Genomic DNA, 14,274 nt, shown 5'->3' on the forward strand with positions numbered 1-14,274 from the left:
TCATGAAGCTTGATCTTCGTGGATATAAGTATAGTTTTGTGGGCATTAGTTTTGATGAAAAATGGCCGGGGGAGTGGGGGGTTATATTTGACGTTTACACTCCTTCAGGAAATTTAATGGATGGCCCAGTTATATTCGTGGTCGAAAAAGATACGGGTAGAGTTAGAGGGTTCGAACCGAAATGAGGTCGAGGCAGTCATTAGTAAATCATGGCATTTTACATAAAAATCAGAAAATCGGATGAGATTGAATCATCGGTAATTTATTATTTTGAAAGCGATTATGATCGTTGCGGCACACTCAGATTTAATAAAATGACCGGTGAGGTAAGCTTGATTGAGCCGATGCCGGGCGATGAGAGAAATCAGTGCTTCAATCGTGCTTCTGTGAAGATCATGCGCGAATGGAAAGCGGGTAAGTTGCCAGATTTTTTGGAATGGGCCTCATGAATTTCGCCTATTTTTACTAACTACTAAAGATTCGGTTGTTGTATATTTTTATATAAATCCACTGCACTGGGCGCGAATGAGCCCAGTGCAGTCAGATTAGTCTCGCGAAGACGCAACCCGCTCCTGCATAGCGTAGACGGTGTCTTTGGCAGAAGTTGCTAGTGCACGCGAGGCGTAGAACAGCCGATCGGTCAGATCCCCATCCAATCTAGGCTGTCCACCTTGGTAGGCTCCTTCGCTTGCATGCAACACCTCCAGTAGTCCATGCAGACCAAGCACGCAGTGGTCCAGATGAGCGCAGTGCAGGGCGAGACCGAAGTTCATCGGAAGGTCTGACCAGTGAATGCCGTTACTTCCTTCCGCACCTCGTGCCTCAGCCAGACGACGAAAGAAAATATCCTCGCGTGCGTCGCTGCGATTGGATTGGACGCCGTCAATCTTGGTCTGTCGGTCTACAGAAGACGGTGCTGCGTTATCGCTTGAGCGAGCGGATTTTGAGCGGGCCATGCTGAACTCCTCGGATAGGATGAAGTCCGTCACCGCGCTGCTAAACGCAGGTGACGGACGATGCGCGGTTAGCAGACCGGTCCGAGGGCCGGCAGGCCTTGCGGCCTCCGCGCACCGCCCGCCATAAAGCTGGCAAGCATGTGCCCATCGCATAAACAACAGACATAAAAAAACGCCTGTCATCGATCGATGGGCGCTGGTGCGCCTCGGAGTGTTCGAGCTGCTAAACCCGGCTGCGGGATTGACCACAGCAATGACGATGCTGCTCGCGGCCGTGGACGCTGTCAAGCGCAGACGGCAAGGTCACCTTGCGCCAGTCCTACGACAACGGGGTGCTCAAGCGCCAGCAGTTGTTCTACGACGACCAGGGCCGGGTGGTGCGCATCGTGCAGACGTTGCCGGACGGCGTCACCCGCCTGCTGGAGACCAGCCGCTACGATGCGTCCGGGCGCTTGCTGGAGCGTCGCCAGTACGCAGATGACGGCTCGGCCAAGCGCATCGATGTCAGCAGCTACGACGCCGATGGCCGGCTGATCAGCCAGAGCGCCTACGGCATCCCGATGGGCGGGGTGTATCAGCCGGTGGACGAGGACGGCAACCCGCTGCCGCTGCCCGACGACGGGCTGGAAGGGCTGCAGCTGCTCAGCGTGGTCAACTACCAGGACGGCACGCCGGCCACCGGCTACGACGCGGCCGGCCGCCTGCGCGGCTACCGCTATTCGGTGGTGCGCAACGAGCAGGGCAGTGGCATGACCACGCCGGAGGGCTATACCCACACCTACCGCTACACCTACCAGGGTGCGGAGACCTACCTCACTCAACAGGTGACCGGCACCAGCACGCACAAGGACTTCAAGACCAGCAACAGCACCAGCACCTACGATGCCTGGGGCAAGCTGCTGTCGGTGCGCGAGAACACGCCGGGTGGCAAGGTCGATGACCGGCTGCGGTATTTCACGATGGATGCGGAGGGCAACATCCTGCGCCGCACCGAGGGCACGTTCGAGGGCGGCAAATTCACCCAGGACGATGCCGAGCGGCTGCGCACCGAGCAGTATGCGTTCGCCAATGGGCAATACGTGGCGTCCGGCCGCAAGACCGACGTGCTGGGGCAGATGAACGCCTATGCCAGCACCGACGTGGGCACCTACAAGGTGACGGTGCAGGCCGGCGACACGCTGCGCGGCCTGGCGCAACGGCTCTACGACAACAGCAACCTGTGGTACGTGCTGGCCGAAGCCAACGCCATCGACGACGACAGCGGCCTGGTGGCCGGTGCGACGTTGAACGTGCCGGACGTCAAGGCCAATACCGACGACGCCAATACGTTCAAGCCGTTCAACGCCAGCGAGGCGATCGGCTCGACCACGCCGTCGCTTTGCGCTACTGCAATTCAGTCAGAAGCGAACTGAGCCATAGGGTTTGTCTTTCGAAATGTGACATCAGCCTCGGAAAAATCTTTCACTGACATGCTCGGCATCGCTTGACATGCCTCCCGGGGGAGGCCGTAAAGTTCACACCGTCATCACAGGGGGATGCGGCGAGCTCGCTTCGGGGGATAGTGACTATCAGGATGGATAGCCACGCACGAGCGCTGCAACGACGGGTCCAAAACGTACCAAGGTTTCACCCATCGTTCTCTAGGCCGCCTGGCCTGGCATGGTGGTTTGCGTCTCATGGATGTGGCGATGCCGTCTGTCGATAAACTTTACGCTTATTGGGCGCAGGATCCGGCCAATCCGGAACTTGCCTGCCAGCTGCTCGATGCCCTGATCGAAACCGGTCAGTCCGCGCGCGCAGAGACGGTAGTCGCTGCGTTGCCGACCGAGACGGTGCTGCTCGCGGGCGTGCAGTTCCGTGCTGCGCGGCTGGATCTGCTGGCTGGCCGCTATGCGGACGCCGAAGCACGCTTGCAGCCGTTGGCCGAGCGCCATGCCGCCCCTGCCCTGGATCATGACATCGCCTTTGCGCAGCTGTGCCAGCAGAATCTGCAGGGTGCAATGGCCACGTTGGAAAAGGCACGCGCACGCCATGGCGACAGCGCGGAGTTCGCTGTGCTGTGCGCACGTATCGCCCTGATGCGTACCGATTACCCAGCCGCCGACGAGGCACTGGCGGCGGCACTGGCGTTTACACCCCAGCATCCCACCGCATTGGGGTTGAGTGCGATGTGTGCGCTGGATGCAGGCGATACAACACGCGCCGTAGAGCAGGCACAGCGCTGCCTTGCGCTGTTTCCGGATCAGCACGAAGCGCTGCTGACCGCCGGTGCGCTGGCGCTATACGCGCAAGACGGCGCAGCGGCTGCGATGCATTTTGAGCGGGCTCTGGAGCGCTTTCCGATGTCCGGCCGTGCGCTGTCCGGTCTGGGGCAGGCGCAGATGCTGCAGGGCGCCTTGGCACCGGCCAAGGTATTGCTGACGCAGGCAACACAGGCCATGCCGGACCACATCGGTACCTGGCATGCATTGGGTTGGCTGCATCTGCTGGACGGCGAGCGGTTGGCTGCCGAAGCCTGTTACCGGCGTGCCTATGCGCTGGATCGCAACTTTGCCGAATCGCATGGAGGTCTGGCAGTGGTGGCATTGCTGGATGGGCGGCGCGAAGAAGGCGAAGCGCATCTGCGGCGTGCACTGAAGCTCGATCCCAACAGTATCAGTGGTCGCTACGCACAGTCGCTGTCGCTTGCCGACCATGGCGAGCAGGCGCAGTCGGAGGCTGTCTTTGAAGCCTTGATACGCGAAGGTGCGCTTGCAGGTGCGCACGCGCTTGGCGCGCAAACGCCGCCAGAGATGGCGCGGCGGCTGCGTGCGCGGTTGTCGTCCAACGCTGCAGAAACGCCTTGAAGGCCCGCTTGTGGACGCCGATACCGCCATGCATCTGCTTGCCGAGACCTTGCTCGCCTCGGCCAAGATCTCGGCACCGATCCTGCTGATCACCTTGGTGGTCGGGCTGGTGATCTCGGTGCTGCAGGTCGTCACCCAGATCCAGGAAATGACGCTGACCTTCATCCCCAAGTTGATCGCAGTGGGTGCGGTGATCATGGTGCTGGGAAGCTGGATGCTGCTGACCGCCGTGGAGCTGGCCAAGCGCATGTTCGACTTTGCGGCCGGGCTCTGACGATGGAAGCACTGACCGGTCTGGCTCTGTTGTTTGGCTACGCATCGCTGCGCTACCTGCCGGTGATGGTGTTGCCCGGGCTGTCGCCGCTGGCATGGGCGCCGATGTTGGTGCGCATCACCACGATGCTGGCGTTCGCATGGTTGACGCTGCTGTCGCTGCCCGACGGCTACGTCTCTCCGACGATCGGGCAACCGATGGCGCTGCTGGTGGCCGCGCTTGGCGAGCTGATGATTGGCGGAATCTTCGGTCTGGCCTTCATGCTTCCCAATGCCGCGTTGCACACCAGCGGCTGGCTGTTGGACATGCAGGCAGGTCTGGGCGCTGGCGCCCTGCTCAATCCGGCAAGCGCCGACACGCAGGAATCGCTGCTAGGCCACGGGCTGATGCTGGCGGCCACCGTGCTGTTCTTCTCGCTGGATCTGCACGTGCTGCTGTTCAAGGGTCTGGTTGCGAGCACCACAGTGCTGCCGCTTGGACGCATGAGCCGGCCGATCGATGCGGAGGCGTTCTTCGCATTGCTTGGAGGCAGCTTTGTCGGCGCGCTGATGGTGGTAATGCCGGTGGTCCTGGGACTGTTCTTCGTCGATGTCGCGGTGGGCTATGCGTCGCGCTCGATGCCGCAGGCCAACGTGTATTTTCTGGCGCTGCCACTCAAGGTTGCCGTTGCGCTGGGGTTGCTGGCATTGACGTTGGCCTATGCACCAGGCCTGATCGGCCGGTTGTTCGGCGATGCGTTGGATCAGGCACCGCAGATGCTGGGAGCGCCCTGATGGCCGACGCCGACCAGGACAAGACCGAGCAGCCGACCCAATCCCGGCTGGAAGAGGCGCGCCGCAAAGGCGAAGTCGCCAAGAGCCCTGACCTGACCGCCGTCCTGATGCTGGGGATTTTTGTGGTGGTCACGATGTTGACCGGGCGCGACATTGCCGTGGCGCTTGCCGACGCCACCCGCAACACCATGCAGCTGGCTGGAGTGCAACCACGGATCGGCGCGGATCTGGTGGCCTGGTTGATCGAGACCTACAGCGGCCTGCTGCAGGCGATGACCCCGATGATCCTGGCGTTGCTGGTGGTTGCGGTGGTGGCAAACCTCGGGCAGACCGGGCCCATCTTCAGCACGCATGCGCTTGCACCGAGCCTGCAACGCATGCATCCCATGAACGCGATCAAGCGGCTGCTGTCGATGCGCGGTCTTTGGGAGCTGGGCAAGTTGCTCCTCAAACTGACCTTGCTGGGGCTACTTGCCTACAGCGCGGTCGGCCGCGCAGCGGATTTCGTCGGCAAGATCGCGCTGTCGCCACCGGCGCTGCTGATCGAGCAACTACGTTCGGGCTTCTGGACGACGTCGGTCTATGTCTTGCTGGTGCTGCTGGTGGTTGCGGTGGCGGATCTGGCATTCATGCGCAAGGATCACGGCAAGAAGATGCGCATGAGCCGGCGCGAAGTCCGCGACGACGCCAAGCGGCGCGATGGCGACCCGGAAGTGAAATCCAAGCAGCGCCGTCAGATCCGTGAGTTGCTCAAGACGGTGCGCTCGCTGCCGCGCGTGGCAGATGCCGATGTCATCCTGACCAATCCCACCCATTACGCCGTGGCGGTGCAGTACCGGCCGCGCAGCATGCGGGCGCCGATCGTGCTGAGCAAGGGACGCGGATTGCTGGCCGCCCGCGTACGACGTGCCGCGCAGCGTGCCGGCGTGCCGGTGATCCGTATGCCGGCGTTGGCGCGTGCGCTGTATCGCGACTGCGCGATCGACGCACCGGTGCCGGAAGATCTGTTCGACGCCTTGGCACCTGTCTATCGCACGCTCTACGCCAGTCGACGTGCCGGGGTCGCCGCATGAAGGGAGTGCTTGCGGCCTTCCTGCAGGACAAGCGCGACCTGGCCTTGGTAGGGCTGGTTGTCGGCATCTTGATGGTGCTGTTCGTGCCGGTGCCTTCGGCGCTGCTGGACCTGCTGCTGATCATCAATATCAGCCTGGCATTGTTGATATTGCTGGTGACGTTCTTTACAGAATCGCCACTGAATTTTTCGACCTTTCCGACCCTGTTGCTGATCGCGACGATGTTCCGGCTGGCACTGAACGTGTCGGCAACACGCCTGATCCTGGATGGCGCCGATGCAGGTCGGGTCATCGGCGCGATCGGTACGTTCGTGATCCGCGGCAACTACGTGGTCGGTATTGTGGTGTTCCTGATTCTGGTGGTGGTGCAGTACGTAGTGGTCACCACCGGCGCGCAGCGTGTGGCCGAAGTGGCCGCGCGTTTCACCCTGGACAGCATGCCCGGCAAGCAGATGAGTATCGATGCCGACATGAACATGGGGCTGATCGACGAGCACGAGGCACGTCGGCGGCGCAAGCAGATCGAGAAGGAAGCCAATTTCTACGGTGCGATGGACGGTGCCACCAAGTTCGTCAAGGGCGATGCGATCGCCGGCATCGTCATCGTGCTGATCAACATCATCGGTGGTCTGGCGATCGGCATCGCGCAGATGGGGATGCCGTGGACCGAAGCGGTGCAACGTTTTACGTTGCTGACCGTCGGCGACGGCATCGTGACCCAGATTCCGTCGTTGGTGATCGCAGTGGCGACCGGCATCATCATTACCCGCGCTGCGGCGGACGCGCGCCTGGGTGCGGAGATTCCACGCCAGATTCTGTCCAATCCACGTGCGCTTGCGGTGGTTGCCGCCGCACTGTTGCTGATGCTGACGTTACCCGGCTTTCCCAAGCTGCCGGTGATCGCCGCGTTGATTGGGGTCGCGGTCTTGATCCGCTACAGCCTGATCAAACGCGATCCCAGCGATGACGTGGGTGTGGAAGATGCATCGCAAGGTCCGACTGCGCAGGAAGAACTGCAGCAGGCCATGCGGGTGGAACCTATCGAAATACGTATGGGTGCCGCATTGCATGAGCTGCTGCTGGGTCCGGCTGGCGACTTCGCGCTACGCATCGTGAACCTGCGCAAGCAGGTCGCCGGCGAGCTTGGATTTGTGATCCCGAAGGTGCAAAGCAGCCTGCGTGCGGAACTGGAGCGCAACCAGTACGAACTGCTGGTGGAGGGTAACCGCGTCGGCCAGGGGGAGATTCATCCGGATCGCTTGCTGGCGATCAATCCAGGCGGCACGCGCGTCAAGTTGGAAGGGTTGGAAACACGAGATCCCGCATACGGTCTGCCTGCGCAATGGATCGCACCGGAGGCGCGTCAGGCTGCGCGCGCGGGCGGCTACACGCTGGTCGAACCCGACACGGTGCTGGTCACGCATCTCAACGAGCTGGTCAAACGGCATGGGCCGGACCTGCTCAGTCGCAGCGAGACCGAACGCCTGCTGTCGCGCCTGGATGAGCATCGCGCGCCGCTGGTGGCCGAGTTGGTCCCCAATGTACTGACGTATTCCGATGTGCAAAAGACACTGCAGCTGTTGTTGCGCGAGCAGGTGAGCATCCGCAATCTGGAAGCCATCGTCGAAGTACTGCTCGATGCCGGCCGCAACCAGAAGCAGCCCGACGAGCTGGCCGAGCGGGTACGTGAGCGCCTGGGCGCGACCATTTGCCAGCGCTTCCAGGATGCACGCGGCGAGCTGCATGTGTTGACGCTGGAGCCGGGAATCGAACGGACGCTGATGGGCCAGCAGCGCAGCGGTGAGGGCCGCAGCGCGTTGTTCACCGACATGGCGCAACTGGATGGTTTCATTCGCCAACTCGCCAAACAGGCAGAAGCGATGATGGGACAGAACCGCCTGCCGGTGCTGTTGTGCCCTTCGCCGCTGCGCAGGCCGCTGCGTGCCTTGATTCAACGCTCACTGCCGCATGTTGCCGTGCTGGCGCTCAATGAGGTCCCTTCCACTGCCCCGGTCCGCTCGTTCGCGGCGGTTGGCACACCCTTGCAGGTTGCAGCATGAGCGACACCATCCAGGCAATCAGTCGAAGTTTGAATGCGGATATCGACGCCTTGACCGCGGTCAGCCAGAACGTGGCCAACCTCAACACGCCCGGTTATCAGAGCGTACGCGCCCGTGGTGATTTTTCCGCAGCCAGCGGGACGACGGCGATGAGCGTGCAGCGGGGCGATGGCGCCTTGCGTGAAACCGGACGCGGGCTGGATCTTGCGCTGCGCGGCAATGGCTTCTTCGTGACGCAGCAGGATGGCCAGCAGCGGTTGCTGCGCATGGGCAGTTTCGTGCGGGGCGCCGATGGCAGCCTGCAGACCCGCGAGGGAGCAGCGGTACTGACCGATGCCGGCATGCTGACCCTGCCGCAGTCCGACATCCGTGTCGACGAACAGGGCGGCATCTGGGATGGCGAAGCATTGCTGGCGCATCTGCGCATCGTCGATGTGGCAGAACCGGGCCGCCTGATTCCCAGCGACGGCGGCTACCGCTATGACGGCGTGACCGCACCATGGGGCGGCACCGTGCAACAGGGCAGCGTCGAACAATCCAACGTCGATGCGGCCGCCGAAACGCTGCAGCTCATCGAACTCTCGCGCCACGCCGAATCGGTACAGCGCGTGATTTCCCTCTACGACCGAGCGATGGATACGGGCATCAACCGGATTGGCGACAACTGACAGGACTGCCCTCATGATCGACGCTCTTTACATCTCATCCACCGGCCTGCGCGGTCAGCAGCAGCAGATCGACGTGATCTCCAACAACGTCGCCAACATGCAGACGCCGGGCTTCAAGCGCGGACGCGTCAACTTCGCCGAGATCGCCAATGCACCGCTGCCCGGCCAGGGTATCGGCCAGGCCGGCAACGTGCATGGCGGTGGCATTCGTGTGAGCTCCACCTCGGTGGAGTTCGGTGCCGGCGCACTGCAGCCCACGCGTAATCCGTTGGACCTGGCCATCGATGGCGATGGTTTCTTCGAGATCGAGAATGCCAATGGCGAGCGGTTCTACACACGCTCGGGTCGTTTTCATGTCGATGCCGAAGGCTATCTGGCCATCTCCAACGGCATGCGTCTGTCGGCAGGAATTCAGATGCCGCAGGGTGCTGCGGATGTGCTGATCTCTTCGGCTGGTGAGGTGAGCGCCAAGCTCGATGGCAGCGAGGAGCGTTCGGTGCTGGGTAGTATCGATCTGGTCAGCTTCGTGTCCACCGAGGGCCTGGAGTCGCGCGGAGAGAACGTGTTTCAGGCGGCGGCCCGTTCCGGCGAAGCGATTCCGTTGGCCGCAGGCAGCAATGGGGCCGGGAAAGTGCAGCAGGGCTATCTGGAAGCGGCCAACGTCGACATGATCGATGAGATGACCGGACTGGTGCTCGCGCAACGGGCCTATCAGCTCAACGCGCGGGTGCTGCAAGCCTCCGACCAGATCCTCGAAACCATCAACAACCTGCGCCGCTGATGACCAGGATGCTCGCCTTGTGGTTGTTGATGGCCTGTGCCAGCGCGCAGGCCGGCAACATCTCGCCCGATCGACTGATCGCGACGGCGCGCGCCTCGCTGGAGGCGTTGTCCAGTACGTTGCCGGGCGAACTGATTCTGACCGCGTCTGCGCTGCCGGCCTCGCAGTTGGACACGGAAACGGTCGCCGCACAGATGACGCTGAAGGCCGGGCCGATTGACGGAACCTGGCCCCGCAAGCGTGTGGGCGTCCCCGTCCAGATTCTGCTCGATGGCGTGCCGACACAGACCAGGATGGTCTGGTTCACCGTGCAATGGTGGCTGGAGCGGCCGACCTATGCACGTGCATTTGCCAATGGCACACCGGGTGAGCAGGTGGTTGTCGTGACTAAACGCATGGACGTGGCCGGTGTGCTTGCCGTCGACGCGGTGGCGGCGCCAGGCAAGGCACCAGCGGCGGTCCGCTTGAAGCACGCGGTGCGCGCAGGCGATCTGGTGCAGATGCAGGATTTCGCTGCCGCCCCTGCGATCGCGCGACGTGATCCGGTGACCCTGCACATTCGCCGTGGTGCGGTCGAACTGCAGTTGCCGGCGATCGCGGCGGCCGATGGACAACCCGGTGAGGCGATTGCCGTCCTGCCGCAGGGCGCACGCACGCCGGTGCAGGCACGTGTGGTCGCCAGTGGTGAGGTGTCCATTGAACACTAGAGACACGCTCGTGCTCGCTGCGCTGCTGTCGGCGACTGCGAGCCAATGCGCCTTCGCGCAGGAAAGCCTCATCAACCCGAACACGTATCGCGGCATCGCTGCCGACCGACGTGCTTACCGCGTGGGCGACGTGTTGACGGTGAACGTATTGGAAGCAGCCAGGGCGCGCTCTGGTGCAGCCACCGATGCCGGTTCGGATGTTCGCCTGAGTGGCACCGCAGGCAACAATGCCTATCGCGGCAGCTTCGACGCCGGTCTGTCTGGGGCCACCAAAGGCAGCGCGGAAACGTCGCGGGTGGGTGAGTTACGCACGCAATTGTCCGTACAGGTCAAGGATGTGCTGAGTGATGGATCGCTGGTGGTCGAAGGCGAGCAGTCGCTGTTGATCAACAAGGAAGATCAGCGCATCACGCTGAGCGGCATCGTGCGGCCGGACGACATCCTCGCCGATAACACCGTGTGGTCACATCGGCTCGCCAATGCGCGAGTGGAATTCAACGGCAAAGGTGTGGTTGCCGAGTCGCAACGTCAAAGCGTGGCCTACCGGCTGCTCAAGTGGCTGAGGGTGCTATGAATCTGCGCTTGCTGGTGCTCCTGCTTACGCTGTCGGCCGCATCTGCGTATGCCGCTCCGGTCTCCGATGTCAGAATCAAGGACATCGCGCGCATCGCCGGTGTGCGCGAGAATCCGCTGACCGGCTACGGGCTGGTGTTCGGTCTTTCCGGCACCGGAGACTCGGCCCGTAACCGCGCGACCGTGCAATCGGTCGGTAATACGCTGCGCAACTTCGGTGTCAGCGTCGAACTGGGCGACCTGTCCAGTCGCAATGTCGCAGCCGTGCTGGTCACGGCCAAACTGCCGGCGTTCGCCGAGCCTGGCCAGCCGCTCGATGTGCAGGTCGCCTCCGCGGGCGATGCTCGCAGCCTCACCGGCGGCACCTTGATGCTGGCGCCATTGAGCGGGCCCGATGGCAAGGTCTACGCCATCGCACAGGGGGCGATCTCGGTCGGCGGCTATCAGTTCGAGGCGATCACCGCATCGGTGCAGAAAAATCATCCCACTGTCGGCTGGATTCCCTCCGGTGCCACCGTCGAGCGTGCAGCCGCGTTGGATGTCGCCGGTGAGCCAGGGACCTTGAGCATCCTGCTCGACGAAGCGGACTTCACCACCGCCAATCGCATCGCGCAGGCAGTGAGTGCCAGCTTGCCGGGCGTCACCGCAGAGGCCGAGCATGCCGGCAAGGTCGTCGTTCACTACCGAGACAATCCTAGCCGGGTGGCGCGTATCTCGCAGATCGAAAATGTACGTGTGTCGCGTGAGCGGCCGGCACGCGTGATCATCAACGAACGCACCGGCACGGTCGTGGCCGGAAGCAATATCCGCCTGGGGCAGGTAAGCATTTCCCATGGCGACCTGCGGGTGGAGATTTCCACGCGCTATAGCGTCTCGCAACCGGATGGGCTGTTGGTGCGTCCGGGCGCCGGGGTGCGCAGCGTGCTGGTCCCGGAGAGCACCATCAGCACTGAAGAGCCGATCGCACCGCTGGTGTCGGTCGCAGAAGGTGCCACTGTGGCCGACCTGATCTCCGCGTTGCGTACAGCCAAGCTGACCACCCGCGATGTCATCGCGGTCCTGCAATCCGTCAAATCCGCAGGCGCCCTGGATGGCGACCTGATCATTCAGTAGGTCACCCATGTCACAAGATCTCACCGTCGACGCCGTGCGCATGGCCCTGAGCCTCAACAAGCTCAAGGCCGAAGTCACCAGCTGGAATATCGCCAACGCATCGAGTCCGGACGCGCCGGTGTTCGTGATCGATCACAGCCGTACCGATCGTGTACTCAATGCCGCTGCCGGCGCCAGCCCTGAGGATGTTGCCGCACTGCTGGGCAACCCGGATTCACCCACGCTGGCGATCGTGGACCAACGTTACGACCGCGAGCGCGCCAGCCTGGACGACTTGGTCGCCGAGTCGGTGTCGGCGGGCCTCAACTACCAGGCATTGACCGAATCGCTGAGCCGGCACTTCGGTCTGATGCGCCTGGCGGTGACCGGTCGGAGCGGCGCATGAGCATCGATGCGATTCTGGACGCAAGCCGGGCAGGCATGCAGAACGAGCGGCTACGCATGGACCTGGCCGGCCGGCATATTGCGGTCGCCAATCAGCCGATCGATCCCCGCCAGCTGGCTGTCCCGGCTACCGGTTCGTTCGCCGAGACGGTGGGCCTGGGTGCTGGCATGGACGCGGCACGCAGTCTTGGAACGCGCACGGTCCTGGATCCGAAGAACCCGATGGCCGACGCGCACGGGCAGGTGCACTACCCGGCGGTGGACATGGTGAGCGAGATGACCAGCCTGATGACAGCCAGTCGTGGCTACGAGGCGAATGTGCGCTCGTTCAACGTGCTGCGCAGCATGGTGTTGCGTGCTTTTGAGATTGGAGCCAAGTGATGGCGATCGAGGCAATTGGAGCGATTGGGCCTGCGCAGGTGGAAACACTCGGCGCACCGGCTGTTGCAACCGAAGGCGTGAACTTTGCAGATGTGGTCGCACGTGGCATCTCCGGTGCAGACAGCGCCATCCAGACGTCTGATCAGCAGATTCGTGCAATGGCCGCAGGCCAAGAAGTGGCGCCGCACGATCTGATGATCTCGCTGGAAGAGGCGCGCATGCACCTGACGTTGCTGGCCGAGGTCCGTAACAAGCTGGTCGAGGGGTATCAGGAACTCTCGCGGATGCAACTGTAAGGACACTGACGTGCTTTCCTCTCTCAAAACGACTTACTCGGCATTGACGCCCGCCCGCAGGGTTGGACTGCTGGCTGCCGTTGGCATCTTGCTGCTGCTGACGGCAGCCACGATCTGGTGGGTGCTGGCGCCGCGCCAGGCGCTGCTCTTCGGTGAATTGAAGCAAGCCGATGCTGCCGAGGTTTCTGCAGCGCTGGACGAATGGAAGATTCCCCACAGCTATACCGCAGACGGCAGCGGCATCCTGGTGGAACAGGCGCAGGTGCATCCATTGCGGATGCGCCTGGTATCTGCGGGTGTTCCGAAGGGGGGGCATGTCGGATTTGAGCTGTTCGATACCAATGAGTTCGGTGTCACCGAGTTCGCCCAGCGCATCAATTACCAACGTGCGCTACAGGGCGAAATCGAGCGCACCATCGCCACGATTCCCGGTGTCGAAGCGGTGCGCGTGCACCTTTCGATTCGCCGCCCCGGGGTGTTTCTGGCCGAAGACAGTCAGTCAAAGGCATCGGTGGCCGTGTCACTTGTGCCCGGTGCCGCGCTGACCGCAAAGCAGGTCAGCGGAATTCGGGATCTGGTTGCCTCGGCCGTGGACGGATTGGCACCGGAGGCCGTGGTGGTGGTTGGGCCGACGGGCATGCAACTGGCAGCAGGCGCCAACGAGGCCGCCGGCGGAGTACAGGGCGATCTGGCACGCCAGCTGGGAGCCGATTACGAACGTGATATCCGCAAGATTCTTGAGGCGCAGCCGTCCACCGCGGGCGCATCGATTTCGGTCAATGTCGCACTGAACTTCGACAAGGTACGCACCACCAGCGAGCGCACGCTGGTGGCGCCAGGCCAGGATCACGGGACGCTGGTGCGTCGCAGCTCCAGCTCGGATCGCGCGACCGACGCCGGCAGCGGTGCGGTCTTGAACGAGCAGGTCGAGTACGCACACGGCACCGAGAAGCAGGAGATCACGCGTGCTACCGGACGCGTGGAGCGGATCAGTGTTGCGATTGCACTGCGCCAGCCGTTGACCGAGGTCGAACAGCAGCGTCTGCAGCGTCTGGTGATGGCGGCAATCGGTGGCGATGCCGCGCGCGGCGATGTCGTCGAGATCGGCGTGGGGGCGGCCGCGTTACCCAGCCGGCAGACGGTGCAGCCGACCTTGGCTGCACGCACTCCCGAGCGCCCGGTTGCTGGTGGTGGCATCGCGTCGACCTGGCCAGCAAGCCTGTTGATCTGGTTGCTGGTCGCCCTAGCACTTGGCCTGATCGCCGGTCTATCGATAGGCAGGGCAGTGACGCGTGCGCGCAACAAGCGCCTGAGCAGGGAGCAGAGCGAGCAGGCAGCGCAACAGATTCGAAACTGGCTGCTGGGGCCTGCGCATGAGCGAGGCTGAGT

The 14,274-nt window shown here is 62.8% G+C and carries 18 protein-coding genes; 17 read left to right on the forward strand and 1 reads right to left on the reverse strand.

Annotated elements, in window-relative coordinates:
• The first annotated feature begins 2 nt into the window (after window positions 1-2).
• Both FHY19_RS14510 and FHY19_RS14515 read left to right on the forward strand, forming a co-directional pair.
• Complete coding sequence (locus FHY19_RS14510; RefSeq protein WP_155273475.1) at window positions 3-185, forward strand: hypothetical protein; 183 nt, start codon at window positions 3-5, stop codon at window positions 183-185.
• A gap of 24 nt (window positions 186-209) precedes the next feature.
• Window positions 210-449 carry a hypothetical protein gene (locus FHY19_RS14515; protein ID WP_259166869.1) on the forward strand — a complete coding sequence of 80 codons (240 nt, stop codon included), beginning with the start codon at window positions 210-212 and terminating at the stop codon, window positions 447-449.
• Between the two features lie 96 nt (window positions 450-545).
• Here FHY19_RS14515 and FHY19_RS14520 read toward each other — a convergent pair whose 3' ends face one another.
• Window positions 546-845: a hypothetical protein gene (locus FHY19_RS14520; protein ID WP_259166960.1), complete on the reverse strand. Its 300-nt coding sequence runs from the start codon at window positions 843-845 to the stop codon at window positions 546-548.
• Between the two features lie 419 nt (window positions 846-1,264).
• On the opposite strand from FHY19_RS14520, the gene FHY19_RS14525 reads away from it, so the two are divergent.
• The 15 genes from FHY19_RS14525 to fliF all read left to right on the forward strand — a co-directional run bounded on the left by FHY19_RS14525 (window position 1,265) and on the right by fliF (window position 14,272).
• Window positions 1,265-2,368 (forward strand): LysM domain-containing protein, encoded by a 1,104-nt coding sequence (locus FHY19_RS14525; protein WP_259166871.1) that lies wholly within the window; start codon window positions 1,265-1,267, stop codon window positions 2,366-2,368.
• 276 nt (window positions 2,369-2,644) lie between these two features.
• On the forward strand, window positions 2,645-3,802 hold the full coding sequence (locus FHY19_RS14530; protein WP_259166872.1) for a tetratricopeptide repeat protein: 1,158 nt from the start codon (window positions 2,645-2,647) through the stop codon (window positions 3,800-3,802).
• Between the two features lie 10 nt (window positions 3,803-3,812).
• The gene (locus FHY19_RS14535) at window positions 3,813-4,076 is read left to right on the forward strand and encodes a flagellar biosynthetic protein FliQ (RefSeq protein ID WP_003488414.1); all 264 of its coding nucleotides are present in this window, start codon (window positions 3,813-3,815) and stop codon (window positions 4,074-4,076) included.
• A 2-nt stretch (window positions 4,077-4,078) separates the two neighbouring features.
• Entirely contained in the window at window positions 4,079-4,849 is a 771-nt protein-coding gene (locus tag FHY19_RS14540) for a flagellar biosynthetic protein FliR (protein WP_259166876.1), read from the forward strand.
• A complete protein-coding gene (locus tag FHY19_RS14545) occupies window positions 4,849-5,922 on the forward strand; it encodes an EscU/YscU/HrcU family type III secretion system export apparatus switch protein (RefSeq protein ID WP_259166877.1) in 1,074 nt (357 codons plus the stop codon). Before FHY19_RS14540 ends, FHY19_RS14545 begins: the two co-directional genes overlap by 1 nt.
• Window positions 5,919-7,982, forward strand: coding sequence for a flagellar biosynthesis protein FlhA (locus tag FHY19_RS14550; protein WP_259166879.1), 2,064 nt, complete (start codon window positions 5,919-5,921; stop codon window positions 7,980-7,982). Before FHY19_RS14545 ends, FHY19_RS14550 begins: the two co-directional genes overlap by 4 nt.
• Entirely contained in the window at window positions 7,979-8,650 is a 672-nt protein-coding gene (locus tag FHY19_RS14555; protein WP_259166880.1) for a flagellar basal body rod C-terminal domain-containing protein, read from the forward strand. Before FHY19_RS14550 ends, FHY19_RS14555 begins: the two co-directional genes overlap by 4 nt.
• 13 nt (window positions 8,651-8,663) lie before the next feature.
• Window positions 8,664-9,431 carry a flagellar hook-basal body protein gene (locus FHY19_RS14560; protein WP_259166881.1) on the forward strand — a complete coding sequence of 256 codons (768 nt, stop codon included), beginning with the start codon at window positions 8,664-8,666 and terminating at the stop codon, window positions 9,429-9,431.
• Window positions 9,431-10,138, forward strand: a complete 708-nt coding sequence (locus tag FHY19_RS14565) for a flagella basal body P-ring formation protein FlgA (protein ID WP_259166882.1) — start codon at window positions 9,431-9,433, stop codon at window positions 10,136-10,138. The genes FHY19_RS14560 and FHY19_RS14565 overlap by 1 nt, the downstream gene beginning before the upstream one ends.
• Before the next feature lie 10 nt (window positions 10,139-10,148).
• Window positions 10,149-10,712: a flagellar basal body L-ring protein FlgH gene (locus tag FHY19_RS14570; protein WP_101364505.1), complete on the forward strand. Its 564-nt coding sequence runs from the start codon at window positions 10,149-10,151 to the stop codon at window positions 10,710-10,712.
• Window positions 10,709-11,824: a flagellar basal body P-ring protein FlgI gene (locus FHY19_RS14575; protein ID WP_259166885.1), complete on the forward strand. Its 1,116-nt coding sequence runs from the start codon at window positions 10,709-10,711 to the stop codon at window positions 11,822-11,824. Before FHY19_RS14570 ends, FHY19_RS14575 begins: the two co-directional genes overlap by 4 nt.
• Window positions 11,825-11,831: 7 nt before the next feature.
• The gene (locus tag FHY19_RS14580) at window positions 11,832-12,209 is read left to right on the forward strand and encodes a hypothetical protein (protein ID WP_259166887.1); all 378 of its coding nucleotides are present in this window, start codon (window positions 11,832-11,834) and stop codon (window positions 12,207-12,209) included.
• Window positions 12,206-12,589 (forward strand): flagellar basal body rod C-terminal domain-containing protein, encoded by a 384-nt coding sequence (locus FHY19_RS14585; RefSeq protein ID WP_259166888.1) that lies wholly within the window; start codon window positions 12,206-12,208, stop codon window positions 12,587-12,589. The genes FHY19_RS14580 and FHY19_RS14585 overlap by 4 nt, the downstream gene beginning before the upstream one ends.
• On the forward strand, window positions 12,589-12,885 hold the full coding sequence (gene fliE / locus FHY19_RS14590; RefSeq protein ID WP_259166889.1) for a flagellar hook-basal body complex protein FliE: 297 nt from the start codon (window positions 12,589-12,591) through the stop codon (window positions 12,883-12,885). Before FHY19_RS14585 ends, fliE begins: the two co-directional genes overlap by 1 nt.
• A 10-nt stretch (window positions 12,886-12,895) precedes the next feature.
• A complete protein-coding gene (gene fliF, locus FHY19_RS14595; protein ID WP_259166891.1) occupies window positions 12,896-14,272 on the forward strand; it encodes a flagellar basal-body MS-ring/collar protein FliF in 1,377 nt (458 codons plus the stop codon).
• Window positions 14,273-14,274: the final 2 nt, after the last annotated feature.

The sequence above is a fragment of the Xanthomonas sp. 4461 genome, from assembly GCF_024806475.1.
Taxonomy (GTDB): Bacteria; Pseudomonadota; Gammaproteobacteria; order Xanthomonadales; family Xanthomonadaceae; genus Xanthomonas; species Xanthomonas arboricola_F.

Excerpts from the sequence above, each read along its gene's own strand:
- FHY19_RS14510 (WP_155273475.1), top strand. The coding sequence starts at position 3 with ATGAAGCTTGATCTTCGTGGATATAAGTATAGTTTTGTGGGCATTAGT.
- FHY19_RS14515 (WP_259166869.1), top strand. The coding sequence starts at position 210 with ATGGCATTTTACATAAAAATCAGAAAATCGGATGAGATTGAATCATCG.
- FHY19_RS14530 (WP_259166872.1), top strand. The coding sequence starts at position 2,645 with ATGCCGTCTGTCGATAAACTTTACGCTTATTGGGCGCAGGATCCGGCC.
- FHY19_RS14540 (WP_259166876.1), top strand. The coding sequence starts at position 4,079 with ATGGAAGCACTGACCGGTCTGGCTCTGTTGTTTGGCTACGCATCGCTG.
- FHY19_RS14545 (WP_259166877.1), top strand. The coding sequence starts at position 4,849 with ATGGCCGACGCCGACCAGGACAAGACCGAGCAGCCGACCCAATCCCGG.
- FHY19_RS14550 (WP_259166879.1), top strand. The coding sequence starts at position 5,919 with ATGAAGGGAGTGCTTGCGGCCTTCCTGCAGGACAAGCGCGACCTGGCC.
- FHY19_RS14555 (WP_259166880.1), top strand. The coding sequence starts at position 7,979 with ATGAGCGACACCATCCAGGCAATCAGTCGAAGTTTGAATGCGGATATC.
- FHY19_RS14560 (WP_259166881.1), top strand. The coding sequence starts at position 8,664 with ATGATCGACGCTCTTTACATCTCATCCACCGGCCTGCGCGGTCAGCAG.
- FHY19_RS14565 (WP_259166882.1), top strand. The coding sequence starts at position 9,431 with ATGACCAGGATGCTCGCCTTGTGGTTGTTGATGGCCTGTGCCAGCGCG.
- FHY19_RS14575 (WP_259166885.1), top strand. The coding sequence starts at position 10,709 with ATGAATCTGCGCTTGCTGGTGCTCCTGCTTACGCTGTCGGCCGCATCT.
- FHY19_RS14580 (WP_259166887.1), top strand. The coding sequence starts at position 11,832 with ATGTCACAAGATCTCACCGTCGACGCCGTGCGCATGGCCCTGAGCCTC.
- FHY19_RS14585 (WP_259166888.1), top strand. The coding sequence starts at position 12,206 with ATGAGCATCGATGCGATTCTGGACGCAAGCCGGGCAGGCATGCAGAAC.
- fliE (WP_259166889.1), top strand. The coding sequence starts at position 12,589 with ATGGCGATCGAGGCAATTGGAGCGATTGGGCCTGCGCAGGTGGAAACA.